This is a genomic window from Streptomyces sp. NPDC059696 (assembly GCF_042733745.1).
In the GTDB taxonomy this organism is placed as follows: Bacteria; Actinomycetota; Actinomycetes; order Streptomycetales; family Streptomycetaceae; genus Streptomyces.
Genome location: NZ_JBHWFG010000003.1, coordinates 281893 through 306614, shown reverse-complemented (window position 1 = coordinate 306614; position 24722 = coordinate 281893). Strand labels below are relative to the sequence as shown.

At 70.6% G+C, this 24722-nt stretch carries 23 protein-coding genes and 1 tRNA gene; 11 read left to right on the top strand and 13 right to left on the bottom strand.

The features are described from left to right. Window positions 1-216: 216 nt before the first annotated feature. The 4 genes from ACFV20_RS05160 to ACFV20_RS05145 form a co-directional block, all read right to left on the bottom strand. Window positions 217-936, bottom strand: coding sequence for a ScbR family autoregulator-binding transcription factor (locus ACFV20_RS05160; RefSeq protein ID WP_385652475.1), 720 nt, complete (start codon window positions 934-936; stop codon window positions 217-219). Window positions 937-1104: 168 nt separating this feature from the next. Next, window positions 1105-1842, bottom strand: a complete 738-nt coding sequence (locus ACFV20_RS05155; protein ID WP_385652474.1) for a VOC family protein — start codon at window positions 1840-1842, stop codon at window positions 1105-1107. A 215-nt stretch (window positions 1843-2057) separates the two neighbouring features. Next, window positions 2058-2717: a response regulator gene (locus tag ACFV20_RS05150; RefSeq protein ID WP_385652546.1), complete on the bottom strand. Its 660-nt coding sequence runs from the start codon at window positions 2715-2717 to the stop codon at window positions 2058-2060. Then, on the bottom strand, window positions 2707-3978 hold the full coding sequence (locus ACFV20_RS05145; RefSeq protein WP_385652472.1) for a sensor histidine kinase: 1272 nt from the start codon (window positions 3976-3978) through the stop codon (window positions 2707-2709). The genes ACFV20_RS05150 and ACFV20_RS05145 overlap by 11 nt, the downstream gene beginning before the upstream one ends. A 156-nt stretch (window positions 3979-4134) precedes the next feature. Here ACFV20_RS05145 and ACFV20_RS05140 point away from each other — a divergent pair, with 156 nt between their 5' ends. The 3 genes from ACFV20_RS05140 to ACFV20_RS05130 all read left to right on the top strand — a co-directional run bounded on the left by ACFV20_RS05140 (window position 4135) and on the right by ACFV20_RS05130 (window position 7948). Continuing rightward, window positions 4135-4860 carry an ABC transporter ATP-binding protein gene (locus ACFV20_RS05140; protein ID WP_385652470.1) on the top strand — a complete coding sequence of 242 codons (726 nt, stop codon included), beginning with the start codon at window positions 4135-4137 and terminating at the stop codon, window positions 4858-4860. After that, entirely contained in the window at window positions 4854-7292 is a 2439-nt protein-coding gene (locus ACFV20_RS05135; RefSeq protein WP_385652469.1) for an ABC transporter permease, read from the top strand. The genes ACFV20_RS05140 and ACFV20_RS05135 overlap by 7 nt, the downstream gene beginning before the upstream one ends. A gap of 122 nt (window positions 7293-7414) precedes the next feature. Then, window positions 7415-7948: a winged helix-turn-helix transcriptional regulator gene (locus ACFV20_RS05130; protein ID WP_385652468.1), complete on the top strand. Its 534-nt coding sequence runs from the start codon at window positions 7415-7417 to the stop codon at window positions 7946-7948. 105 nt (window positions 7949-8053) lie between these two features. Here the strand turns inward: ACFV20_RS05130 and ACFV20_RS05125 are convergent. Next, a tRNA-Leu gene (locus ACFV20_RS05125) sits at window positions 8054-8137 on the bottom strand. Between the two features lie 473 nt (window positions 8138-8610). On the opposite strand from ACFV20_RS05125, the gene ACFV20_RS05120 reads away from it, so the two are divergent. The 7 genes from ACFV20_RS05120 (at window position 8611) to ACFV20_RS05090 (ending at window position 18066) form a co-directional block, all read left to right on the top strand. After that, window positions 8611-9471, top strand: coding sequence for an FhaA domain-containing protein (locus tag ACFV20_RS05120; RefSeq protein WP_385652466.1), 861 nt, complete (start codon window positions 8611-8613; stop codon window positions 9469-9471). Between the two features lie 10 nt (window positions 9472-9481). Further along, window positions 9482-9997: an FHA domain-containing protein gene (locus ACFV20_RS05115; protein WP_385652463.1), complete on the top strand. Its 516-nt coding sequence runs from the start codon at window positions 9482-9484 to the stop codon at window positions 9995-9997. 140 nt (window positions 9998-10137) lie between these two features. Next, a complete protein-coding gene (locus ACFV20_RS05110) occupies window positions 10138-11691 on the top strand; it encodes a Stp1/IreP family PP2C-type Ser/Thr phosphatase (protein ID WP_385652460.1) in 1554 nt (517 codons plus the stop codon). Window positions 11692-11713: 22 nt separating this feature from the next. Then, the gene (locus ACFV20_RS05105; RefSeq protein WP_385652458.1) at window positions 11714-13162 is read left to right on the top strand and encodes an FtsW/RodA/SpoVE family cell cycle protein; all 1449 of its coding nucleotides are present in this window, start codon (window positions 11714-11716) and stop codon (window positions 13160-13162) included. Continuing rightward, window positions 13159-14637 carry a peptidoglycan D,D-transpeptidase FtsI family protein gene (locus ACFV20_RS05100; protein WP_385652455.1) on the top strand — a complete coding sequence of 493 codons (1479 nt, stop codon included), beginning with the start codon at window positions 13159-13161 and terminating at the stop codon, window positions 14635-14637. The genes ACFV20_RS05105 and ACFV20_RS05100 overlap by 4 nt, the downstream gene beginning before the upstream one ends. A gap of 169 nt (window positions 14638-14806) precedes the next feature. Continuing rightward, window positions 14807-16831: a Stk1 family PASTA domain-containing Ser/Thr kinase gene (gene pknB / locus ACFV20_RS05095; protein WP_385652454.1), complete on the top strand. Its 2025-nt coding sequence runs from the start codon at window positions 14807-14809 to the stop codon at window positions 16829-16831. A gap of 203 nt (window positions 16832-17034) precedes the next feature. Next, complete coding sequence (locus ACFV20_RS05090) at window positions 17035-18066, top strand: restriction endonuclease (protein ID WP_385652452.1); 1032 nt, start codon at window positions 17035-17037, stop codon at window positions 18064-18066. Between the two features lie 95 nt (window positions 18067-18161). Here the strand turns inward: ACFV20_RS05090 and ACFV20_RS05085 are convergent, their stop codons facing one another. Genes ACFV20_RS05085 through ACFV20_RS05060 form a run of 6 tightly spaced genes read right to left on the bottom strand, consistent with a single transcriptional unit; the run spans window position 18162 to window position 22379 of the window. Next, the gene (locus ACFV20_RS05085) at window positions 18162-18911 is read right to left on the bottom strand and encodes a class E sortase (RefSeq protein ID WP_385652450.1); all 750 of its coding nucleotides are present in this window, start codon (window positions 18909-18911) and stop codon (window positions 18162-18164) included. Window positions 18912-18924: 13 nt separating this feature from the next. After that, window positions 18925-20052 carry a class E sortase gene (locus ACFV20_RS05080; RefSeq protein WP_385652445.1) on the bottom strand — a complete coding sequence of 376 codons (1128 nt, stop codon included), beginning with the start codon at window positions 20050-20052 and terminating at the stop codon, window positions 18925-18927. Next, entirely contained in the window at window positions 20049-20687 is a 639-nt protein-coding gene (locus ACFV20_RS05075; protein ID WP_385652443.1) for an aminodeoxychorismate/anthranilate synthase component II, read from the bottom strand. Before ACFV20_RS05075 ends, ACFV20_RS05080 begins: the two co-directional genes overlap by 4 nt. Next, a complete protein-coding gene (locus ACFV20_RS05070; protein WP_385652552.1) occupies window positions 20684-20881 on the bottom strand; it encodes a hypothetical protein in 198 nt (65 codons plus the stop codon). The genes ACFV20_RS05075 and ACFV20_RS05070 overlap by 4 nt, the downstream gene beginning before the upstream one ends. Before the next feature lie 17 nt (window positions 20882-20898). Next, complete coding sequence (locus tag ACFV20_RS05065; protein ID WP_385652441.1) at window positions 20899-21576, bottom strand: class E sortase; 678 nt, start codon at window positions 21574-21576, stop codon at window positions 20899-20901. 23 nt (window positions 21577-21599) lie between these two features. Continuing rightward, the gene (locus ACFV20_RS05060; RefSeq protein WP_385652438.1) at window positions 21600-22379 is read right to left on the bottom strand and encodes a DUF881 domain-containing protein; all 780 of its coding nucleotides are present in this window, start codon (window positions 22377-22379) and stop codon (window positions 21600-21602) included. A gap of 139 nt (window positions 22380-22518) precedes the next feature. On the opposite strand from ACFV20_RS05060, the gene crgA reads away from it, so the two are divergent. Next, on the top strand, window positions 22519-22773 hold the full coding sequence (crgA, locus tag ACFV20_RS05055) for a cell division protein CrgA (RefSeq protein ID WP_221755573.1): 255 nt from the start codon (window positions 22519-22521) through the stop codon (window positions 22771-22773). A gap of 254 nt (window positions 22774-23027) precedes the next feature. Here the strand turns inward: crgA and ACFV20_RS05050 are convergent, their stop codons facing one another. Both ACFV20_RS05050 and ACFV20_RS05045 read right to left on the bottom strand, forming a co-directional pair. Continuing rightward, complete coding sequence (locus ACFV20_RS05050; RefSeq protein WP_385652436.1) at window positions 23028-23918, bottom strand: rhomboid family intramembrane serine protease; 891 nt, start codon at window positions 23916-23918, stop codon at window positions 23028-23030. A gap of 135 nt (window positions 23919-24053) precedes the next feature. Further along, the gene (locus tag ACFV20_RS05045) at window positions 24054-24581 is read right to left on the bottom strand and encodes a peptidylprolyl isomerase (protein WP_385652435.1); all 528 of its coding nucleotides are present in this window, start codon (window positions 24579-24581) and stop codon (window positions 24054-24056) included. Between the last annotated feature and the right edge of the window lie 141 nt (window positions 24582-24722).

The window sequence follows — 24722 nt, the reverse complement described above, 5'->3', positions numbered from 1 at the left end:
GGCTCAGCGAGCCCGGTGCTCGGCCGGGGCCACCGCTACCGCAACGCGAACCCCGCCACACACGCCCGCGTCCCGAGGCCCGGTACATCCATCCGCCCTACCGCAGCGCGAACCCCGCCACACACGCCCGTGTCCGGATGCCCGGTGCCTCCATCCGCCCTACCGCAGCGCGAGCCCCGCACGCCCGCGTCCGGACGCCCGGTGCATCCATCCGCCCTACCGCAGCGCGAGCCCCGCCACGCACGCCTGTGCCGGGACGCCCGGAGTGTCCGCCCCGCTGCCGACCGGGTCCGCCACAGCCCTCGTGCTCGCGCCCCCTCCCGGCGCGCTCCCCGCCGGGTCCAGCTGTCCGGCCAGGCGCGGTGCCGCCAGGCACGGCAGCAGCAGGTGCCACAGGTCGGTCAGCGCGGGCCGGGCGAGCCAGCCGTGGTCCTCCCGGGACAGGACCTCGATGCCGGTCGTGGCGGCGAGGACGACGGCGCTGGTGCGCTGCGGGGCCACCCCGGCGGCGAGTTCGCCCCGCCCCTCCGCCTCGGCCAGCAGGCCCTGCACGCACTCCCGCCACTCCCGGCGCAGGTCCCGCCTCCGCCCGCCGTACCCCTCGGCGTTCAGCCGCAGCCCCGCCCGCACCACCACGTCGGCGCGCAGCAGCCGGGCGACGTGGTGGGTGACGTCCACGAGCCGTTGCAGGGCGCTGCCCTCGGCGTCCCGCCCGTGCCCCGCCGCCTCGCGCAGGGCACCGGCGGCCGCGTGCTCGACGGCCTCGGCGACGGCGGCCTTGTTGGCGAAGTGGAAGTGCAGCGCGCCGGAGCTGACGCCGGCGCCCGCGCTGATCTGCGCCAGGCAGGCCCGGACGTATCCCCGGGCCTCGAACTGCTCGGCCGCGGAACGGATCAGCGCGCGACGGGTCCGGACGGCCCGGTCCTGTTTGGTCACCCGTGGCTCCCCTGCAGGGCTCTGATGGCGAGGCGACGCAATGAAACCAACTCGCTGGTTTTAATACAACGTGCCCACCCCGCACGGCCCTTGGACGTGCTCCCCGGTGCCGTACCGCACGGAGGCCCTGCCGTGCCGCCGTGCGCAAGGGCACGGACGCGGTCCTCGTCAGCCCCGGCCCAGGACGCAGAACTCGTTGCCCTCCGGGTCGGCGAGGACGACCCAGGGGACGTCGCCCTGGCCCACATCGGCCCGTGTCGCACCGAGCCCTTCGAGGCGGGCGACCTCCGTCGCCTGGTCCTCGATCGGATCGGGCCTGACGTCGAGGTGGACGCGGCCGGTGACGGCCCGGTCGTCCGGTGTGCGGCGGAACTCCAGGTACGGCCCGACACCCTCGGAGGAGCGCAGCAGGGCCCGCTCGTCGGTCAGTTCGTGGACGGTCCAGTCGATCGCCTCGGCCCAGAACCGGACCATGGCCCGCGGGTCGGCGCAGGCGACGACCACGGCGGCGACGGGCCCGGTGTCCCGGTAGAGCTCCCGCGGCTCCAGGACGCTGAACACGTTGCCCTCCGGGTCGGCCAGCACCGTCCACGGCACGTCGTCCCGGCCCGTTTCGACGGGCGTCGCCCCGAGGTCCTTCAGGCGCGCGACCAGTTCCGCCTGATGGGCGTCGGAGGTGGTGGCGAGTTCGAGGTGGACGCGGTACCGCACCGACTCGGGGTCCGGGACCCGGACGAGGTCGACGCAGACGGCGGACGGGTCCGGCCAGTCGAAGCCCACCGGCTCCAGGTTGGTGACACCGGGACCCTCGCTGGACATGCCCCAGCCGAGCACGTCCGCCCAGAACCGGCCGAGCGCGGCATCGTCCCGGGCCTTGAAGTTCACCTGAACCAGTTGCAGCGTCATGCGTGCACCCTAAGGTCGAGGCCACCACCCCGTCAGGCCCCCCGAAAACGCCCCGTCAGGCCCCGGCATACGCCCCATCAGGGGCCCCGGAAACGCCCCGCCAGCCCCCCGACATACGCCCCATCAGGCCTCGAAAGCGCGCCCAGCCCCGCCCCCCAAAACGTCCCGCCACACCTGCGGACACGACACGCCCCGTCGGCCCCTCGCACGCCTGCTCAGGCCCGCAGATAGGCCAGCACGGCCAGCACCCGGCGGTGGGTGGCGTCGGCCGGGGGCAGGTCCAGCTTGGTGAGGATGCCGGAGACGTGCTTGCCCACGGCCGCCTCGGAGACGACCAGTTCGCGGGCGATGGCGCTGTTGGACCGGCCCTCGGCGATCAGCGCCAGCACCTCCCGCTCGCGCGGGGTGAGCCGCTCCAGCGGATCGCGGCGCCGGCGCAGCAACTGCCGTACGACCTCGGGGTCGACGACCGTGCCGCCCCGCGCGACCTCGCCGAGCGCCTCGACGAACTCCTCGACCTGGCCGACGCGGTCCTTGAGCAGATAGCCGACGCCCGTGCCGTCGCCGGAGTCGAGCAGCTCGGCGGCGTACCGGCGCTGCACGTACTGGCTGAGGACCAGCACGGGCAGTGTGGGCCGACGCTCGCGCAGCCGCACCGCCGCGTGCAGCCCCTCGTCCTGGAAGCCGGGCGGCATGCGCACGTCCGTCACGACCACGTCCGGATCGTGCTCCCCGACGGCCGCGACCAGGGCCCCTGCGTCCCCCACGGCCGCGACGACCTCGTGCCCGCAGCGCTCCAGCAGTGCGACGAGCCCGTCCCGCAACAGGACGCTGTCCTCGGCCAGGACGACCCGCAGCGGCCGCTCAACTCGCAGGGTCACAAGGGATCTCCACACGCAGCAGGGTCGGTCCGCCGGGCGGACTGGACAGGGTGAGTCTGCCATCGAGCACCGACACCCGGTCGGCGAGCCCGGTCAGCCCGCTGCCCTCCCCGGCCCGCGCCCCGCCGCGCCCGTCGTCGCGTATCCGCAGCAGCAGCCGCCCGTCGCGGTACTCCCCGCTGACCTCCGCCCGGCCGGCGCCGCTGTGCCGGCCCACGTTGGCGAGCGCCTCGCACACCACGAAGTACGCGGCGGCCTCGACCGCCGGCGAGAGCCGCCCGGGCAGCTCCAGGTCGACGTCCACGGGCACCGCCGAACGGTCGGCCGCGTCGGCCACGGCCGCCTCCAGGCCGTAGTCGGCGAGCACCTTGGGGTGGATGCCGTGGATGAGCTCGCGCAGTTCCGCGAGGGCGCTGTCCGCCTCCTGGTGCGCCTTGGCGAGCTGGTCGGCGAGCGGGCCGGGCGGGGCGTCGAGGCGCGCCAGTCCGAGCGTCATCGTCAGGGCGACGAGCCGCTGCTGCGCCCCGTCGTGCAGATCGCGTTCGATGCGCCGCCGTTCCGCCTCGAAGGCGTCCACCAACCGCACTCGGGAACGGGCCAGTTCGACCACGCGGGCCCCGAGCTCGGCCTCCCGAGGCGCGATCAGCAGCCGGGTCAGCGACGCCCGGGCCCCGGCCACGACCCCCAGCAGACAGCCGCCCAGGGCCAGCAGCACCAGCCCGAGGGCGGCCCAGCCGAGGGCAGCGGGCCAGCCGGTGACCAGCCACACCTTGAGGACCTTCGCCTCACCGAACAGGGCCAGCTGCAACGGCGTCGCCACCACCGACAGCGGTACCGGCAGCAGGAGGGCGAAGGCCAGGGCGTCGACCGGCCACAACAGCCCCGCGAACAGCAGGGCGTGGCCCAGCTCCCGCCAGGTGGCCCGCTCCCGCACCCGTGTCACCAGCCAGGCCCGCAGCCCCGGCTCCCCGGGCGCCTCGTGCGGATCCGTCGCCCGCTCCTCGTCGACCAGCCGCAGCCGGCAGCGCTCCAGGGCCGCCACCGGAACGCCCGCCAGGGCCGTGCCGAGCAGCAGCGGCAGCCCCACCAGCGCGAGCGCGAGCACCCCGCCGGCCACCGCCCCCAGCACGATCCCCACCAGCACGACCGCTCCGGTGACCGCGCCGCTGAGCAGGTAGGCCGCCGACCGCCAGGGCCACGCCGACAGCAGATAGCCGGGGCGGGACAGGGCCTGCCACACGTTCCGAGGATGCATGCGGATCACCGTAGGAGCCGCCCGGGGCCGCGGCCATGGGCGCAGGCGGAGGCCCGGGGGTATGCCTGGCCCTACCCCGCGTCTAGCCCCTGCCGCAGTGCGCCGGCCGGCCCCCGCCCGGTTTCGTGGGAGCGACACCGACACCAGGGGGAACCCATGACGCACGACGCCGTCCGGCTGGACTCGCTCACCCGCAGATACGGGCCCCTGACCGCCCTCGACGCGGTCTCGCTCACCTTCCCCGCCGGGACCTTCACCGCCGTCATGGGCCCGTCCGGCTCCGGCAAGTCCACGCTGCTCCAGTGCGCGGCCGGCCTGGACCGGCCCACCTCCGGATCGGTCACCGTGGGCGGCACCGAACTGACCGGGCTGAGCGAACGGCGGCTGACCCTGCTGCGGCGCGAACGCGTCGGGTTCGTCTTCCAGGCGTTCAACCTGCTGCCCTCGCTGACCGCCGAGCAGAACGTGGCCCTGCCCCTGCGCCTGGCCGGCCGCCGCGTCCCCACGGCCCGGGTGCGCGAGGCGCTCGCCCAGGTCGGCCTCGCGGACCGGGCCCGGCACCGGCCGGCCCAGCTCTCCGGCGGCCAGCAGCAACGCGTCGCGCTGGCCCGCGCGTTGATCACCCGGCCGGACGTGCTGTTCGGCGACGAACCGACCGGCGCCCTGGACACCCGCACCGGCCGCGAGGTGCTCGGCCTGCTGCGCGGCATGGTCGACCGCGAGGGCCAGACCGTCGTCATGGTCACGCACGACCCGGTGGCCGCCGCGTACGCCGACCGTGTCGTCTTCCTCGTCGACGGCCGTGTCAGCGGCGCGTTGACGGACGCGGGCGCCGAGGCCATCGCCGCCCGTATGACCCGCCTGGAGGCCGTGCCGTGCTGAACGTCACCCTGCACACCCTGCGCGCCCGCTGGGCCACCTTCACCGGCAGCTTCGTCGCGCTCTGTCTGGGCGTGGCCCTGCTCACCGTGATGGGCCTGGCCCTGGCCTCGACGCTCACCGCCCCCGAGCGTGCCCCCGAACGCTTCGCCGCCGCGCCGGTCGTGGTCAAGGGGCAGGACACCCTGCGCGTGCCGACCCCGGCCGGCGTGCGCGCGTCCCGGCTCGCGCACCCGCGTCCCGTACCGGCCGCGACCGTCGCACGGCTGCGGACGCTGGGTCCGGTCGTCGAGGACCGCTCGTTCCCCGTCCGGGCACCCGGCGCTCCCGCCGGCCTGGTGGGCCACCCCTGGTCCACCGCCGCGTTCGCCCCCTACGACCTCGCCACCGGCCGGGCCCCCCGCACCGCCGGCGAGGTCGCCGTCACCGGCGACTGGGCCCGCCCGGGCCATCGGATCCACACCGACGCGGGCACCGTACGCGTCGTGGGCACGCTGACCCCGCGCGGCTTCGAGAACGCCGTGTTCTTCACCGACAGCCGCGCCGCACAACTGCACCCGCCGACCGACCAGGTGGCCGTGACGGCCGACCCGGCGTCCGTACGCGCGGCGGTGGGCGACACCGCCCGGGTGCTCACCGGCACGGCACGCCGCCTCGCCGACGCCGACCCGGACCGGGACCGCGAGGCGCTCACCGCGATGAATGCCCTGTTCGGCACCGCCGGCGGCGTCACCGCCTTCGTGTCCGTGTTCGTCGTGGCGTCGACCTTCGCCTTCGCGGTCGCCCAGCGCCGCCGGGAGTTCGCCCTGCTGCGCACCGCCGGGGCCAGTCCCGCGCAGCTGCGCCGGGCCGTCCTCGCCGAGGCCCTCACCGTCGGCGTGCTCGCCTCGGTGGCCGGCTGCGTGCTGGGCTCCTACGGGGCGCCGCTGCTGGCGGCCCGGGTGGTCGAAGAGCGCCTCGCTCCCGTCTGGTTCACCATCGGCGAGCACACCTGGCCCTACCACGCGGCCTTCTGGACGGGCCTGCTCGTCGCCCTGTGCGGAGCGGCCGCGGCCTCCTGGCGGGCCGGCCGCACGGCCCCCGCCGAGGCGCTGCGCGAGGCCGCCGCCGACAGCGGGCCGCTCACCCGGGGACGCCTGCTCTGCGGCACGGCCCTCCTGCTCAACGCCGCCGTGACCCTGGCCCTGTCCCTCACCGGCGACCCGGGCGACCTGCTCCACCGCAAGACCTACATCAGCCGCCCCATGCTGCTGATCACGGCGGCCGCCCTGCTCGCGCCCCTCGTCCTGCGTCCCCTCACCCGCCTGCTGACCTGCCTGCCCTCGGCCCTGGCCACCCTGGTCCGCGAGAACACCGCCACCGCGGTCCGCCGCACCGCCGCCCTCGCGGCCCCCGTCCTGGTCACGGTCGCGCTCGCCGGCTCCCTCCTGGGCGCCACCGCCACCCTGAACCAGGCGCGGTCCACCGAGACGAGGGAACGCACCACCGCCGCCTTCGTCGTCACCCCCGCCACCGGACAGGGCTTCGACGCCGCCACCCTCGAAAGGCTGCGGGCCGTGCCGGGCGCACGGATCTCACCGACCGCGCCGACGGCCGTGCACGTACTGGAGGACGGGGTGGCCCTGATCCGCTCCGAGGCCCGCGCCGCCACCCCCCGCGACCTGGCGGCCACCACCCGCCTGCCACTCCGCGCCGGCAAGGCCGGCGACCTCGACGACGACTCGATCATCGTCAACGAGGAGTGGCAACGGCACCGGGTGGGCGACCACGTCCGGGTCTGGCTGGGCGACGGCACCCCGCGCACCCTCCGCATCGCCGCGGTGATGCCCACCGGCACGGGCGGCAACGGCGCCTACGTCACCCCGCGCAACGCCCCGGGCGCCACGGTCGACCGCGTGGACGTGACCCCGCAGCACGGCACCGCACCCGCCGCCGTGGCCACCGCCCTGCGCGAGGCGGCCGGCCCGTCGGGCGCCCGGGTCCACACCCGGGAGGCATGGCTGCGCGCCACCCAGCCGGACACCCACCGCACCACACGCCTCGGTGTCCTCCTGGTGCTCGGCATCGCCCTGCTCTACACGGGCATCTCCGTGGCCAACACCACGGTCATGGCGGCCTCCGACCGATCCCGTGACCTGGCCGTGCTGCGGCTGGCCGGCGCCACCCGCCGGCAGGTGCTGCTGCTGACCGCGGCCGAGGCCCTGACGGCCGTCACGGCCGGTGCGCTGCTCGGCCTGCTCGTCACCGGCGTCAACCTGGCCGGCATGGGGGCAGCCCTCGCCCTGCTGTCGGTGCCGCCCACCGTCACCCTCCCGTGGCAGGCCCTCGGCGCGACGGCCGCCGCCTGCGCCCTGCTCGCCGTGGTCTGCGCGACGGTCCCCACCGCCCTCGCCCTGCGCCGCCGCCCGGCGCACCTGGCGGGCCTGCGCGCATAGGGGACCGGCCGGTCCGCGCCCCGCCCGGCGGCTCCAGGGGGCGGGACGCGCACAGCGGCCCGGCCCCGGCAGCTCGATCTCGTCATGAGACCGACAGGGCGCCCGCCTTCTACAGTGAACCCATGCGACGGACCTCGTTCGGCACCTGGCCCTGCTCGATCGCCCGCACCGCCGACATCCTCGGCGACGCCTGGACCCTCCTGGTCCTGCGCGAGGTCTTCTACGGCGAATCCCGCTTCGACGGCTTCATCACCACCCTGGGCATCGCCCGCAACACCCTCACCGACCGGCTGCGGCGCCTGGAGGCCGAGGGCCTGCTGTACCGGCGCGCCTACCAGAGCGACCCGGTCCGTCACGAGTACCTGCCCACGGACAAGGGCCGCGACTTCTTCGGCGTGCTCGCCGCGATCAACGCCTGGGGCGACCGCTGGCTGGCCGGCGACGCGGGCGCCCCCGTGGTCCTGCACCACCGGCCCTGCGGCCACGACACCGAGGCCCGGGTCGTCTGCTCCGCCTGCGGCGAGGACCTGCACCAGCGGGACATGAGCGCCCGCACCGGCCCCGGCTACCCGCCCCGTCTCCTCGACGACCCGCTCGTCCGGGAGCGCTTCGCCCCGGGACGAACGCTGGGAGACGGCCCGGCCGACCGGGCCTGAGAGCTTCCTCACACGGCACGGGACCCGGGCCCGGCCCGAGACGGCCGTCACATCCGGACATACGAAGAACGGGCGGCATCTGATCGATGCCGCCCGTTCCGACGGTGCGCGAGGGGGGAGTTGAACCCCCACGCCCTTGCGGGCACTGGAACCTGAATCCAGCGCGTCTGCCTATTCCGCCACCCGCGCATTGGGTGTGTCCTGGGCGTCTGCCCCGTTGGGGCGGGCGCCTTCCGACACCCAGAACATTAGCACGCTGGAAGGGGTGGGTTCACATCCCTTATCCCCGCAGGCAGACCCCCCTGCCGAACCGTCGATGCCCCTGCCACGTATCAACCCGTACCGGTTCACGTATCAACCTCGTACCGGTACCCGCCGTCTCCGCAGGAGGGGGCGGGGTCCACAGCCGGGTGCGGGACACTGGTCTTCAGCCGCCTCTACGATCCTTGTCAGGCATACCGGAGGCGGATACGCGCAGCAGTACCACCGGAGGAGTTCGAAGGCGAGCTCCACAGGGAACGTCGTCATGCGTCGACACCCGTCGGCGGGGCTGACAGGGGGAACCAGCCGATCGAGCGGCGCGTGGATACGATCAGTAAGCAGTACCAGCCAAGCGGTCCGCCGGGCAGTACACAGGACGGCAACGACGGAGGAGGTGCCCCATGGGAGTCCTGAAGAAGTTCGAGCAGCGTCTCGAAGGTCTGGTCAACGGCACCTTCGCCAAGGTGTTCAAGTCCGAGGTCCAGCCCGTGGAGATCGCGGGAGCTCTCCAGCGTGAGTGCGACAACAACGCCACCATCTGGAACCGCGACCGCACGGTCGTACCCAACGACTTCATCGTCGAACTGAGCACACCCGACTTCGAGCGGCTCAGCCCCTACTCCGGCCAGCTCGGCGACGAGCTCGCCGGCATGGTGCGCGACTACGCCAAGCAGCAGCGCTACACCTTCATGGGCCCGATCAAGGTGCACCTGGAGAAGGCGGACGACCTCGACACCGGCCTGTACCGGGTACGCAGCCGTACGCTCGCCTCCTCCAGCAGCCAGCAGGGCGGCCCGGGAGGCGGCACCGCCGCACCCGCCGCCCCGCAGGGCGGACGCCCCGGCGGCTACGGCTACCCGCCGTCCGCCGCGCCCGCCGGCGCCCCGCCCATGCCGGCCGCGCCGCCGCCCGGCGGCCGCCCCGGCGGGTACGGCTACCCGCCCGCGGGAGGCGCCCAGCGGCCCCCGGCCGCCGGCGGACGCACCCGCCACTGGATCGAGATCAACGGCACACGCCACCAGATCTCCCGCGCCACGCTGGTGCTGGGCCGCAGCACCGACGCCGACGTGCGGATCGACGACCCCGGCGTCTCCCGCCGGCACTGCGAGATCCGGACCGGAACGCCCTCGACGATCCAGGATCTCGGATCCACCAACGGCATCGTGGTGGACGGGCAGCACACCACCCGCGCTACGCTCCGCGACGGCTCGCGGATCGTCGTGGGCAGCACCACCATCATTTACCGGCAAGCCGAAGGGTGAAGCGGGGGCAATGTCAGAGCTGACCCTCACGGTCATGCGGCTGGGTTTCCTGGCCGTACTGTGGCTGTTCGTGATCGTGGCCGTGCAGGTCATCCGCAGCGACCTGTTCGGTACGCGCGTCACCCAGCGCGGATCGCGCCGCGAGGCCGGCCGGCAGCAGCAGGCCGCCGCCCGCCAGGCGCCGCCGCAGCAGCGCCAGCAGCCCGCCGGCGGCGGCCGGCGCGGCCGTAACGCCCCCACCAAACTGGTCGTCACCGAGGGCACCCTCACCGGCACCACGGTCGCCCTCCAGGGCCAGACCATCACCCTGGGCCGGGCACACGACTCGACGATCGTGCTGGACGACGACTACGCCTCCAGCCGCCATGCCAGGATCTACCCGGACCGCGACGGCCAGTGGATCGTCGAGGACCTCGGCTCCACCAACGGCACATACCTGGACCGGTCCCGGCTGACGACTCCCACACCGATTGCGCTGGGCGCGCCGATCCGCATCGGCAAGACCGTCATCGAGCTGCGGAAGTAGTGCTACATCATGGATAGGCGCGAGCGGAGCGAGCACGCAGTGGCGGGCCCCACCCCGGCCCCCCGCGCGCTCCCGACCGGAGGGTGGGCAGTGTGGCTCGACACGACCGGCTGTACCCGGAGCCGACAGGCGAGGTGCGCATGAGTCTGTCACTGCGCTTCGCGGCCGGATCGCACAAGGGCATGATCCGGGAGGGCAACGAGGACTCCGGATACGCCGGCCCGCGCCTGCTCGCCATCGCCGACGGCATGGGCGGCGCGGCGGCCGGCGAGGTCGCCTCCTCCGAGGCCATCTCCACCATCGTCGCCCTCGACGACGACGTCCCCGGCTCCGACATCCTCACCTCGCTCGGCACCGCCGTGCAGCGCGCCAACGACCAGCTGCGCTCCATGGTCGAGGACGACCCCCAGCTGGAAGGCATGGGGACGACCCTGACCGCCCTGCTGTGGACGGGCCAGCGCCTCGGCCTGGTCCACGTCGGCGACTCACGCGCCTACCTGCTCCGCGACGGCGTCCTCACCCAGATCACCCAGGACCACACCTGGGTGCAGCGCCTGGTCGACGAGGGCCGCATCACCGAGGAGGAGGCCACCACGCACCCGCAGCGCTCGCTGCTGATGCGCGCCCTCGGCTCGGGCGACCACGTCGAACCGGACCTGTCCATCCGCGAGGTCCGCGCCGGCGACCGCTACCTGATCTGCTCCGACGGCCTGTCCGGCGTGGTGTCCCACCAGACCCTGGAGGACACCCTCGCCAGCTACCAGGGCCCCCAGGAGACCGTCCAGAACCTGATCGAACTGGCCCTGCGCGGCGGCGGCCCGGACAACATCACCGTCATCATCGCCGACGTCCTCGACCTCGACACCGGCGACACCCTCGCCGGTCAGCTGTCCGACACCCCCGTCGTGGTCGGCGCCGTCGCCGAGAACCAGCACCAGCTGCACGACAACGGCATCATGCAGACCCCCGCGGGCCGCGCCTCCGGGCTCGGCCGGCACGGCCGCGGCGGCGGAGGCGGCGAGTTCGGCCCGCCCGGCTCCGGCGACACCACCGGCTACATCCCCGCGGACGGCTTCGACTACGGCGACGACGACTTCACCAAGCCCCGCCGCAAAAAGGGCCGCTGGCTGAAGAGATCCCTCTACGGCGCCCTCGCCCTGGCCGTCGTCGGCGGCGGCCTGTACGGCGGATACCGCTGGACACAGACGCAGTACTACATCGGCACCGAGGACCAGCACGTCGCCCTGTACCGCGGCATCAGCCAGGACCTGGCCTGGGTCTCGCTCTCGAAGGTCGAGAAGGACCACCCCGAGATCGAACTCAAGTACCTGCCGCCCTACCAGCAGAAGCAGCTCAAGGAGACCATCCCCGAGGGCGGCCTCAAGAACGCCCAGGCGAAGATCCAGGAACTGTCGGTGCAGGCCTCCGCGTGCAAGAAGGAAGCGCAGCGGCGCGAAGCCGAGAGCAAGAACAACTCCAAGACCGGCGAAGGCGAGGCCGGGGGCACCACGGGAACCACTCCCGCCTCCTTCACGTCCAAGGCCACACCGACGCCGAACCCGTCCAGCCCGTCGGGTTCACCGTCGGCCCCGGAGAAGTCCACGCCCCCGACCACGACCGCACCCACCCCCAGCCCCGGCCCCAGCCTCTCGGAGGAAGAGCAGAAGGTCGTCTCGCTGTGCGGTAAGCAGTAGCCGTGAGAGGCCCTGTCACACGATGAGCGGTACGAATACGTCGCACTCGGCGACGCACCACACGTCCACGATCGGCGCCATCGGCGCGCCGAGCCGGCGCAACACCGAGCTCGCGCTGCTGGTGTTCGCCGTCGTCATCCCGGTGTTCGCCTACGCCAACGTCGGCCTGGCACTCCACGACTCGGTCCCGCCGGGCCTGCTGAGCTACGGGCTCGGACTCGGTCTGCTCGCAGGCGTCGGGCACCTCGCCGTACGGAAGTTCGCCCCATACGCCGACCCTCTGATGCTGCCGCTGGCGACGCTTCTCAACGGGCTTGGGCTGGTCATCATCTGGCGCCTGGACCAGTCGGAGAAGCTGCAGGCGAGCAAGCAGTTCGTGGAGGCGGCTCCCCGGCAGCTGCTGTACTCCGCGATGGGCGTCGCTCTGCTGGTGGTCGTGCTGATCTTCCTCAAGGACCACCGGGTCCTGCAGCGCTACACGTACATCTCCATGGCCGGTGCGCTGCTGCTGCTGGTGCTGCCGCTCGTGCCCGGACTGGGCGCGAACATCTACGGCGCCAAGATCTGGATCAAGATCCCCGGCCTCGGCACCCTCCAGCCCGGCGAGTTCGCGAAGATCGCCCTCGCGGTGTTCTTCGCCGGCTACCTCATGGTCAAGAGGGACGCCTTGGCCCTGGCCAGCCGCCGCTTCATGGGCCTGTACCTGCCGCGCGGCCGTGACCTGGGCCCCATCCTCGTGGTCTGGGTCATCTCGATCCTCATCCTGGTCTTCGAGACCGACCTCGGTACGTCCCTGCTGTTCTTCGGGATGTTCGTCATCATGCTGTACGTCGCCACCGAGCGGACCAGCTGGATCGTCTTCGGTCTGCTGATGTCCGCGGTCGGCGCCGTCGGCGTGGCGAGCTTCGAGCCGCACATCCAGACGCGTGTGCAGGCCTGGCTGGACCCGATGCGCGAGTTCGAGCTGAGCCGGGCGGGCGAACTGGGCCACACTGAACAGGCCATGCAGGCGCTGTGGGCCTTCGGCTCCGGCGGCACCCTCGGCACCGGCCTCGGACAGGGCAACTCCGACCTCATCGGCTTCGCCGCCAACTCCGACTTCATCCTCGCCACCTTCGGCGAGGAACTGGGCCTGGCCGGCGTCATGGCGATCATGCTGCTCTACGGCCTGATCGTCGAGCGCGGTGTGCGCACCGCCCTCGCCGCCCGCGACCCCTTCGGCAAGCTCCTGGCCATCGGCCTGTCCGGCGCCTTCGCCCTCCAGGTGTTCGTCGTCGCCGGCGGTGTGATGGGCCTCATCCCGCTGACCGGCATGACGCTGCCGTTCGTGGCGTACGGCGGTTCCTCCGTGATCGCCAACTGGGCACTGATCGGCGTCCTGTTGCGCATCAGCGACACCGCCCGCCGACCGGCCCCCGCCCCCGCCGCCAACCCCGACGCCGAGATGACCCAGGTGGTCCGCCCGTCATGAACAAGCCCCTGCGCCGGATCGCGATCTTCTGCGGCCTGCTCGTTCTGGCACTGCTGATCCGCGACAACTGGATCCAGTACGTCCAGGCCGACGAGCTGCGCACCAACAAGAACAACCGCCGCGTCACCATCGAGCGCTACGCCTCCCCCCGCGGCAACATCATCGTCGGCGGAAAGGCCATCACCGGCTCCGCCGAGTCCTCCGGCAGCGACTTCAAGTTCAAGCGCACCTACAAGGACGGCCCCATGTGGGCGCCGGTCACCGGCTACGCCTCCCAGGCCTTCGGCGCCACCCAGCTGGAGAACCTCGAGGACGGCATCCTCACCGGCAACGACGACCGGCTGTTCTTCCGCAACACCCTCGACATGCTCACCGGCAAGAAGCAGCAGGGCGGCAACGTCGTCACCACCCTGAACGCCGCCGCCCAGAAGGCCGCGTACAACGGCCTCCAGAAGCAGGGCGGCAAGGGCGCCGTCGTCGCCCTGGAGCCGTCGACGGGCAAGATCCTCGCCCTGGCCTCCTACCCGTCCTACGACCCGTCGTCCTTCGCCGGCAACTCCACGACCACGGACAGCAAGGCCTGGCAGAAGCTGCAGAAGAAGAACAACCCCGACGACCCGATGCTCAACCGGGCACTGCGCGAGACCTACCCGCCCGGCTCCACCTTCAAGGTCGTCACCGCCGCCGCGGCGCTGGAGGACGGCAAGTACAAGACCGCCGACGGCAAGACGGACTCGCCGGACCCCTGGGTCATGACGGGCACCAACACCAAGCTGCCCAACGAGGGCAACATCCCCTGCGAGAACGCCTCGCTGCGAGTCGCCCTCCAGTACTCCTGCAACACCGTCTTCGGCAAGATCGGCGCCGACCTCGGCAACGACAAGATGCTGGACATGGCCAAGAAGTTCGGCTTCGGCGAGGAACAGTTCACGCCGGTCCGCGCCAACGCCTCGGTCTTCTCCGACGACATGAACCCCTCACAGACCGCCCTGTCCTCCATCGGCCAGTTCAACACCGCCGCGACCCCGCTGCAGATGGCCATGGTCGCCTCCGCCGTCGCCAACGACGGCACGCTGATGAAGCCGTACATGGTCGACGAACTCCAGTCGCCCGGCCTCGACCCGATCACCAAGACCGACCCCGAGGAACTGAGCCAGCCACTGTCGCCGGAGAACGCCCAGATCCTCCAGTCGATGATGGAGACGGTCGTCGAAAAGGGCACCGGCTCGAACGCCAAGATCCCCAACGTCACCGTGGGCGGCAAGACCGGTACCGCCCAGCACGGCGTCGACAACAGCGAGAACCCCTACGCGTGGTTCATCTCCTACGCCAAGGGCGAGGACGGCAGCTCGCCGGTCGCCGTGGCCGTCGTCGTCGAGGACGACAACGCCGTCCGTGACGACATCTCCGGCGGCGGCCTCGCGGCCCCGATCGCGAGGAACGTGATGGAGGCGGTCATCGACAGCAAGAAGTGACCCCGCTCACGCCTGCTTCACATCGGTGCACGTTGCGATACCGGTCCTGTATCGGCTGACGGGCTTGGCCAGGTCACACAAAGCGAGCCGGGTACGGTAGGCCCGGACGGCAGCCTCCGACCGTACAAGCGTGCCGGTCGGGACCGACGGAGAGGGCTGGTAGGTAGCTATGGAAGAGCCGCGTCGCCTCGGCGGCCGGTACGAACTGGGCCAGGTGCTCGGGCGTGGTGGCATGGCGGAGGTCTACCTCGCGCATGACACCCGCCTCGGCCGCACCGTGGCGGTGAAGACGCTGCGCGCGGATCTCGCGCGTGACCCTTCCTTCCAGGCCCGGTTCCGCCGGGAGGCCCAGTCGGCCGCCTCGCTCAACCATCCCGCGATCGTCGCGGTCTACGACACGGGCGAGGACTACATCGACAACGTGTCGATCCCGTACATCGTCATGGAGTACGTGGACGGCTCGACCCTGCGTGAACTGCTGCACTCCGGCCGCAAGCTGCTGCCGGAGCGCGCCATGGAGATGACCATCGGCATCCTCCAGGCCCTGGAGTACTCCCACCGCGCCGGCATCGTCCACCGCGACATCAAGCCGGCCAACGTCATGCTCACCCGCAACGGCCAGGTCAAGGTCATGGACTTCGGCATCGCCCGCGCCATGGGCGACTCCGGCATGACGATGACACAGACCTCCGCGGTCATCGGCACCGCCCAGTACCTCTCGCCCGAGCAGGCCAAGGGCGAACAGGTCGACGCCCGCTCCGACCTGTACTCCACCGGCTGTCTGCTCTACGAACTGCTGACCGTCCGTCCGCCCTTCGTCGGCGACTCCCCGGTGGCCGTCGCCTACCAGCACGTCCGCGAGGAACCGCAGTCCCCGAGCGTCTTCGACCCCGAGATCACGCCCGAGATGGACGCGATCGTACTGAAGGCCCTCGTCAAGGACCCCGACTACCGCTACCAGTCGGCCGACGAGATGCGCGCCGACATCGAAGCCTGCCTCGACGGCCAGCCGGTCGCCGCCACGGCCGCAATGGGCTCCGCGGGCTACGGCGGCTACCCCGACGACCAGCCGACGACCGCCCTGCGCGCCGACTCCGGCGCGGGCGCCACGTCCATGCTGCCCCCCATGAACCCGGACGACGGCGGCTACGGCTACGACGACCGCCCCGACCGGCGCCGCGGCCAGCAGCGCAAGTCCAACACCTCCACGATCCTGCTGGTCGTGGCCGGCATCCTGGTCCTGGTCGGAGCGATCCTGATCGGCCGGTGGGCATTCAGCGGCGACGGCGTGAACAACGACACCGTCCCGGCACCCAACTTCATCGGCGAATCGAAGAAGGGCGCCCAACAGCTGGCGACCAACTCCGACCTCAAACTGAGCTTCTCCAACAAGCCCTGCGAAAACCAGACCAAGGGCAAGATCTGCGACCAGGACCCGAAGGCCGGGGTGCAGGTCAACAAGGGCGACACCATCTCCCTGGTCGTATCGACCGGAGCGCCGAAGGTAGCGGTACCGAGCGTCGTCGGCGACAGCCTGAACGACGCCAAGGCAACGCTGGAGGGCGACAAGTACCAGTTCGAGGTCGAGACGAAGACGAAGGAGTCCTCGGAGGACCCTGGCACCGTCCTCGCGCAGAACCCGGAATTGGGCGAGGAGGTGGAGAAGGGCTCCACCATCACCCTCACCATCGCCAAGGAGGCGGAGAAGTCCACCGTCCCGGACGTCCTCGGCCAGAGCTGTGACGCCGCCAAGCAGCAGATGCAGGCCAGCGACCTGGTCGGCAACTGCACCGAGGTGGAGACCGACGACGACAACCAGGTCGGCAAGGTCATCCAGACCACCCCGCAGGCCGGCACGTCGGTCGACCCGAACTCCTCGGTCAACATCCAGATCGGCAAGAAGAAGCAGCAGCAGAAGGTCAAGGTCCCGCAGGTCGTCGGCCAGACGGTCGGCCAGGCCAAGCAGACCCTCGCCCAGGCCGGCTTCACCAACATCCAGTTCGCGGGCGGCAGCGACCAGAGCGACAACGCCCTCGTCGCCGGCCAGAACCCGGGACCGAACCAGGAGGTCGACGACCCGGCAGGGACGACGATCACCCTCCAGACGGTCGGCATCGGGGGGAACAACGGCGGCAACGACAACGGCGGGGGCGGCAACGGCGGCATCTTCGGCGGCCTCAACGGCAGCGACTAAGAAGACCTGACCCCACACCCACCACACCGACACACCTCAGAGCCCCCGGCCCCACAAAGGCCGGGGGCTCTGCCGTACCCGGCCGACGACAGACCCGCAAGAGCGTGCGTCCGTCGATCGTGTCTTCATATGTCCCGACTCGTTCACCGAAGGGGGGTGGGGATCGGAATCCCGCTCCGGCCACACGAGCCGAAGGGCAGAACGTGATCAACGAAACGGCCTTGCTGGAATCACCGACCCTGCGCGGCAGCGTGCTCGCCCGCACCGAGGTACTCGACCGGGTCAAGGCACTGTCGCTCCTGCCGGACGGGACGCATGTGACGACCGCGATGGTGGCGTCGTACTTCGACGTCGGTCTCGAAGCCATCAAGTCGCTCATCAAGGACCACCGGACCGAGCTGGAGGCCAGCGGCTACCGACTCCTGACCGGCGAAGAACTGAGGTCCTTCAAGAACCTCTGTGGAATCCAGTCCCGCACCCGCTCCCTGGCCCTCTTCCCCCGGCGCGCCGTCCTCAACATCGCCATGCTGCTCCGGGACAGCGACGTCGCACGTCAGGTGCGTGTGTATCTCCTCGACACGGAGTACCTGGCCCGCACACAGCCTGTGGACAACCCCACTCCACTGGACGCCGCCGCTCTCGACGCCCGCATCGACCAGCGCATCACCCACGTCCTGGGGACAACCGTCGTCCCCCTGTTCAACGCCCTGATCGCCACATCGAGCGAACACCGACGAGAGCTCATCGCCCTCCGGACAGGCGTCCAGCGCATCGAGAAGCGGCTCCGCCAGCACCACGCCCGGCTGCAGCGGCTGGAAGCCCCCCGGCAGGACCGCCCCCTCGCCGGAGTCATGGCCGCCATGGACGCCATGAACGGGCGCGAGTTCGAAGAACACGTCGCCCAGCTGCTCCGCCGCGACGGCTGCACCGACGTCGTCGTGCAAGGCGGCGGAAGGGACCGGGGCATCGACATCACCGCGTTCACGGCCGACGGGCGGCGCATCGTCGTCCAATGCAAGAGGTTCGCGCCCCACATCTCCATCACCAGCCCCGAAGTCCAGAAGTTCCTCGGCGCCGCCAAGGTCCTGCACCACTCCGACATCGCCCTGTTCGTGGCGACGTGCCCCTTCACCCGCGACGCCCTCAACATCGCGGCCGAGAGCGGCATCACCGCCGTCCACCGCGGGCTGGTCGAGGAATGGAGCGCCGGGGCGGCCCTGGGCGTCCTGCAATAGCGGCCACCGGCAACCGAAAGGCCCGAAGTCGCAAGAGATAGTTGCGGCTTCGGGCCTCACTCATGCTAGCGGCCCACCCCTCACAGAGAAGGCGGTCAGCGCAGTTCCTTCGGCGGTGTCCGGTCCGCGTCCACCTTCTCCACGCGCTCCAGCTCACCCCACACCACGTACCGGTACGTGCTCGTGTACACCGGCGTGCAGGTCGTCAGCGTGATGTAGCGGCCCGGCTTCTTGCGGCCCGACTCCTTCGGGACCTTGGAAAGGACCTCGACGTTGAACTTCGACGTCTCGGGAAGGATGCCGTAGACCTTGTAGACGTACCACTTGTCCTTCGTCTCGAAGACGATCGGGTCACCCTTGTCGATCTTGTCGATGTTGTGGAACTTCGCACCGTGACCGTCCCGGTGAGCGGCGAGGGAGAAGTTCCCGTTCTTCCCCGACATCGGCAGCGTCGCCTTGACCGGGTCCGTGTAGTACCCGGCCACACCGTCGTTCAGGATCTTGTTCGACGTCCCCTTCTCGACCAGGACCTCGTCGTTCCGCATCGACGGCACATGCAGGAAACCGATGCCGTTCTTGGTGTCCAGCGCACCCGGACCACCCCGGCCGTGCGCCCAGCCCTCACGGACCTTGTCCGCCTGCCGGCCCGCCGCACGGTCGGCGACCACGTTCGTCCACCACAGCGAATAGACGACGAACAGACCGAGGACCAAGCCCGCGGTGATGAGGAGTTCCCCGAAGAAGCTGACCGCCATCGCGACCGGCCCGACACGGCGCCGTGCCGCGGACGGCCGGGACCCCCTGCCGGTGTGCTCTTCGTGATCCGTGTCGGTGGTCGCTGCCACTGGTCATCTGCCCTTAACTGACGAGCGCATCCGGCTTGCCCTTGCTGCGCGGCCGTTCCTCGACCATCTTGCCCCAGACGATCATCCGGTACTTACTGGTGAACTCCGGCGTGCACGTGGTCAGCGTGATGTAACGGCCCGGCTTGGTGAACCCCGACCCCCTGGGCACCGGATTCAGCACGCTCGTGTTGCTCGGCGACGTCACCGGCAGGATCGACGCCATCTTGTAGACGAAGTACTCGTCCTGCGTCTCCACGACGATCGGATCACCCGGAGCGAGCTTGTTGATGTACCGGAACGGCTCTCCATGGGTGTTGCGATGCCCCGCCAGCCCGAAGTTGCCACTCTTGTCACCGGGCATCGCCGTCTTCAGCGCACCCTCGGCATAATGGCCGACCATGCCCCGGTCCAGCACACCCTTGCTGCTGGTCCCCTCGGCGATCGGGACCACCACATCCAGCTTCGGAATGTGCAGGATGGCGAAACCCTGCCCCGGTTCGAAAGCCCCCGGATTCCGCCTGCCGCTCGCCCAGTCGTTCTGGAGGCTGCTCGCCTCCTTGCCGGCCTGGGCGTGCGCCCGCACGTTCGTCCACCACAACTGATAGGTGACGAACAGCAGCATCAGCACGCCCGTGGTGATGAACACCTCGCCTATGGCCCGGCTCGCGACGACCGCCACCCCCGGCTTGCGCGCCCGCGCCCGCCGCCGCGCCTCCACGCGCGAGAGCGGCGCCCCTCCCCGGCCCCCACCGCCGGAGCGGGAAGAAGAGGCGTCCGACATCTCCGACCCTCCGCCATGGCGCCCATGACGGCGCTTGGCGGCCTTTCTGCGGGCCGCACGCCCACCCGGGGCGGGCCCGCCCCGCCGGGCGGCAGAGGACGCCGCAGAGCCCGTCGTGGACGCACCGGCCTCCAGCGGGGGATCCGGCATCCGCAGTGCCACCGTCTCCTCGTCGGCGGGCGGCAGATACGTCTCGTCCGGCACGGATTCGTACGACGCGTACGGCTGCTGCTGCGGCTGCGAGTGCGGGGTCACCCCGTACGAATCCCCGCCCGACCACTCCTCGAACGCACCCCGCGCCCCGTACGACTGCTGCCCGTACGAGGTGTCGGACTCGCGCTCGGGGCGCAGCGCGGTCACGCCGTGGCCCTGCCCACCACCGGGGCGAGCCCGGCCGACCTCGCCACAGCACCCTGATCGCCGCACTCCACCAGCCAGTTGGCCAGCATCCGGTGCCCGTGCTCGGTCAGCACCGACTCGGGATGGAACTGCACGCCCTCGACCGGAAGTTCGCGGTGCCTCAGACCCATCACGATGCCGTCGTGCGTGCGGGCCGTGACCTCCAGCTCGTCCGGGACCGTCGCCGGCTCGGCGGCCAGGGAGTGATAACGCGTCGCCGTGAACGGCGAAGGCAGCCCCGCGAAGACACCGCCCCCGCCATGCTCGACCAGCGAGGTCTTGCCGTGCAGCAGCTCCGGCGCCCGATCCACCACACCGCCGTACGCCACCTGCATCGACTGCATGCCGAGGCAGACACCGAAGACCGGCACGCCGGTGCCCGCACAGTGGCGGACCATGTCCACACACACCCCGGCCTGCTCCGGCGTACCCGGCCCGGGAGAGAGCAGCACCCCGTCGAAACCGTCCTGGGCATGCGCCGTCGACACCTCGTCATTGCGCAGGACCTCGCACTCGGCGCCCAGCTGGTACAGGTACTGAACCAGGTTGAAGACGAAGCTGTCGTAGTTGTCGACGACGAGAATGCGCGCGCTCACTGGTTGTCCACCGTCACATCGTTGAAGGGCAGCAGCGGTTCCGCCCACGGGAAGACGTACTGGAAGAGCACGTAGACCACGGCCACGACCAGGACGAGTGAGATCACTGCCTTCACCCATGCGTTCCCCGGCAGATGCCGCCAGATCCAGCCGTACATGCCGTCCCTTCCGTCGTACCACGGCACCAGACCCACGCCGTACAGCCACCAGACTAACGGCGCAGCGCCTCTGGTTTCCCGGCCTCCACGGGCCGGGTGGAGTCCAGGTGCGCCCAGACGATCAGCCGATGACTGTGTCCCCATTCCGGTTCACACGTGGTCAGCGTCAGGTACCGGCCCGCACGCGTGTACCCGGATGTACGTGGGACAGGGTCGATCACCTCGATGTCCGAGGGCACTGTTTTGTACGGGCCTTTGTCGATCCGATACGTGAACCAGGTCGTGCCGTCCGTCAGCACCACCGCGTCACCCCGCCTGAGCTCGGGAAAGTCCTTGAAGGGGTCGCCGTAGGTACGGCGGTGGCCGGCGACCGCGAAGTTCCCCCTCTGCCCGAGCTGAGCGGTCCCCGCGTAATGCCCCAGCCCCTTCTTCAAGGTGCCGGTGGCGGTGCCCTCCAGCACCGGCTTGTTCCACGTGAAACCGAGCCGCGGGATGTACATGATCGCGAAAGGCCTGCCCTTGGCGTAGGGCGCGGGCTTCACCGGCCCCACCGGGGAGGCACCGGCCGGCGGACGGGGCTTCGACCACTCCCTGCGGAGCAGCTCGATCTGGTCGTCCATGACGCCGTCGGCCCGCACACCGGTCCAGAACAGCACGTACACCACGAACAACACGATCACACTGCCCACGGTGACGCACAGTTCGCTGACGGTCCTGACGATCACGCGCACCGGCAGCTCCCCCGGCCTGGCCGCTACTCCACGGGCTTCGCGTAGTGCAGATCCACTGTGCCCGAGTAGCCCGGCAGAGTCACCGGGCCGTTCTCCTCGACTTTCCAGCCGAGCCCGTAGACGTTGACGTAGACCATGTAGTTCTGGATCGCCGCAGAGGCCGCGAGCGCGTTCTTCAGCCGCTCCGGATCACCGACCGCCGTGATCTTGTACGGCGGCGAGTACACACGCCCCTGAAGGATCAGCGTGTTTCCCACACAGCGCACCGCGCTGGTCGAGATCAGCCGCTGGTCCATGACCTTGATGCCCTTGGCCCCGCCCTGCCACAGCGCGTTCACCACCGCCTGGAGGTCCTGCTGGTGGATGACCAGGTAGTCCGGCTGCGGCTCGGGGTAGCCCGGCAGCTTCGCGGTCGCGTCCGGCGGAGCGTCGTTCAGCGTCACCGTGAGCGACTCGCCCTTGAGCTTCTGGGTGCCCGCCCGCTTCTCCAGCGCACTCAGCTTGTCGTCCTCCGCCTTGGTACTGCCGTCGTCCCGCTCGGCGAGGGCCTCTATCTCCTGGCGCAGGGTGCCGTTGGTCTCGTCCAGCTGCCCGTTCTCACGGCTGCGCTCGTGGATGAGGTCCGACAGCTTCAGCAGCGAGGTGTCCGTACGGATGTTGGTGCCCTTGGCGGTGTTGAAGCTGGTGAAGAAGATCAGCCCCGCGAGAGCGAACACGGCCGCCGTGAGGATGCGCACGGGCCGGAAACGGCGCGCGCGCTCAGGGGTGGATCCCGTCCCGGGGGAGTCGGCAGAATTGCTCAACGTACCCTTATCTCCTTCGGCGCGGCGGAAGCACTACGCTAACGGACGCCCGGGGGAGCAATCGGAGTCCCCTTACGCTGCCCCGAGACCGACCCAGTTACCTGCGCGGCCACGCAGCGCATCGACAGGAGAGACCCTCGTGCCGAAGTCACGTATCCGCAAGAAGGCCGACTACACGCCGCCGCCTGCCAAGCAGACGACAGCGATCAAGCTGACCAACCGTGCCTGGGTCGCGCCCGTCATGCTGGCCATGTTCCTCATCGGCCTGGCCTGGATCGTCGTCTTCTACGTCACCGACGGATCGCTGCCCATCGACTCGCTGGGCAACTGGAACATCGTCGTGGGATTCGGTTTCATCGCCGCCGGATTCGGTGTCTCGACCCAGTGGAAGTAGCGGTCACCGGACGGTGAACGCAGCTCTGCCCACGGGTGTTCGCTGAGTTATCCACAGCGGTTTTCCACATGGGGATAATGAAGACGATCTGTGGATAACCCGTTGGACGTTGACGCCGGTATGACGGAAGTACCGGCACTCGAAAACCTGTTCGCCCCCTGTCTGACCTGCGGAAAAGCAGGTCGGTGACAGGGGGCACATGTGTTCCCGCACCGTATGCACAAGATCCGACACCCGCTGTGGACAACGCCTGGTCAGACGAGCTGCGCCGTCCTCAGTACGGTCATGAGCACGACGACGCCGAGGACCAGCGCGCAGGTGCCGTACTGGACCAGTGCGCGGCGCTCGCGCGGGGCGTGGACCATGGCGTATCCGACGACGACTCCGGCGACCAGACCGCCGATGTGGGCCTGCCAGGAGATGTTGAAGCCGGGGCTGAAGGTGAAGATCAGGTTGATCACCAGCAGCGCGATGATCGGCCGCATGTCGTAGTTGAGCCGGCGCAGCAGCACGGCTGTCGCGCCGAAGAGGCCGAAGATCGCGCCGGAGGCGCCCAGGGTCGCCGTGGTCGGGGAGGCCAGCAGGTAGGCCAGGGCGCTGCCGGCGAGGCCGGAGATGAAGTAGAGGGCGAGGTAGCGGGCGCGGCCGAGGGCTTCTTCCAGGGGGCCGCCGAGCCACCAGAGGCTGAGCATGTTGAACGCGATGTGCCACACCTCTTGGTGCGTGAACATCGAGGTGATCATGCGGTACCACTCGCCTCCGGCCACGCCCTGGGTGGGTGTGAAGGGGGCGGGGGGCCAGGCGCCGAGGAGGACGATGTCGTTCAGCAGCGACTGGTGGATCTGGACGGCGATGAAGACGGCCAGGTTGATACCGATGAGGATCTTGGTCAGCAGCCGGGGGTCGGCGGCGACGGAGCCGCCCGCGATGGTCCGGGGCATGGCGGCGGAGGGCGAGTGGCCGGTTCCGGAGCCGGTGCGGACGCATTCGGGGCACTGGAAGCCGACGGAGGCGTTGACCATGCATTCGGGGCAGATGGGGCGCTCGCAGCGGGTGCAGCGGATGCCCGTTTCGCGGTCCGGGTGGCGGTAGCACATGGGGACGCTGTGGGCGTCCTGCGGGCTGCCCGCAGCCTGGTCGTCCATGGTCTCCCCTAGGTCGTGTGAGAAAAGCCCGCCCCGCTCATCCTTACGGATGAGCGGGGCGATTGGTTCCCTGCGGGCACCTGTGCGTGGCGGCCTGTGGGGCCGTCCCGGGGTTTCCCGCGGAGGCGGTCGCGTTCAGCGGGTCTCGATGACGACCGACTCGATGATCACGTCGTTGAGCGGGCGGTCGGTGCGCGGGTTGGTCTGGGTGGTGGCGATGGTGTCCACGATCTTCTGGCTGGCCGCGTCGGTGACCTCGCCGAAGATGGTGTGCTTGCGGTTCAGCCACGCCGTCGGGGAGACGGTGATGAAGAACTGCGAGCCGTTGGTGCCGGGGCCGGCGTTGGCCATGGCGAGCAGGTAGGGCTTGTCGAAGCGCAGGTCCGGGTGGAACTCGTCCTCGAACTGGTAGCCGGGGCCGCCGGTGCCGTTGCCCAGCGGGTCACCGCCCTGGATCATGAAGCCACTGATCACCCGGTGGAAGACCGTGCCGTCGTAGAGCTTGTCGGTGGACTTCTGGCCCGTCTCGGGGTGGGTCCACTCTCGCTCGCCCTGGGCGAGCTCGACGAAGTTCTTGACCGTCTTGGGCGCGTGGTTCGGCAGGAGCCGGACTTCGATGTCGCCGTGATTGGTCTTCAGGGTGGCGTAGAGCTGCTCGGCCACGATCTGCCTTCCGTTGTCTTTCCGTGACTCCCCGATCCTCGCACGGACGGGCCTTCGCGTCGCCCGGCCTCGTGGCAGCGGGGGGAAACCCTCGACGGGTGTACGCAAAAACCAGTCGAGTAGTCCCGGGGCGGGGGCGCT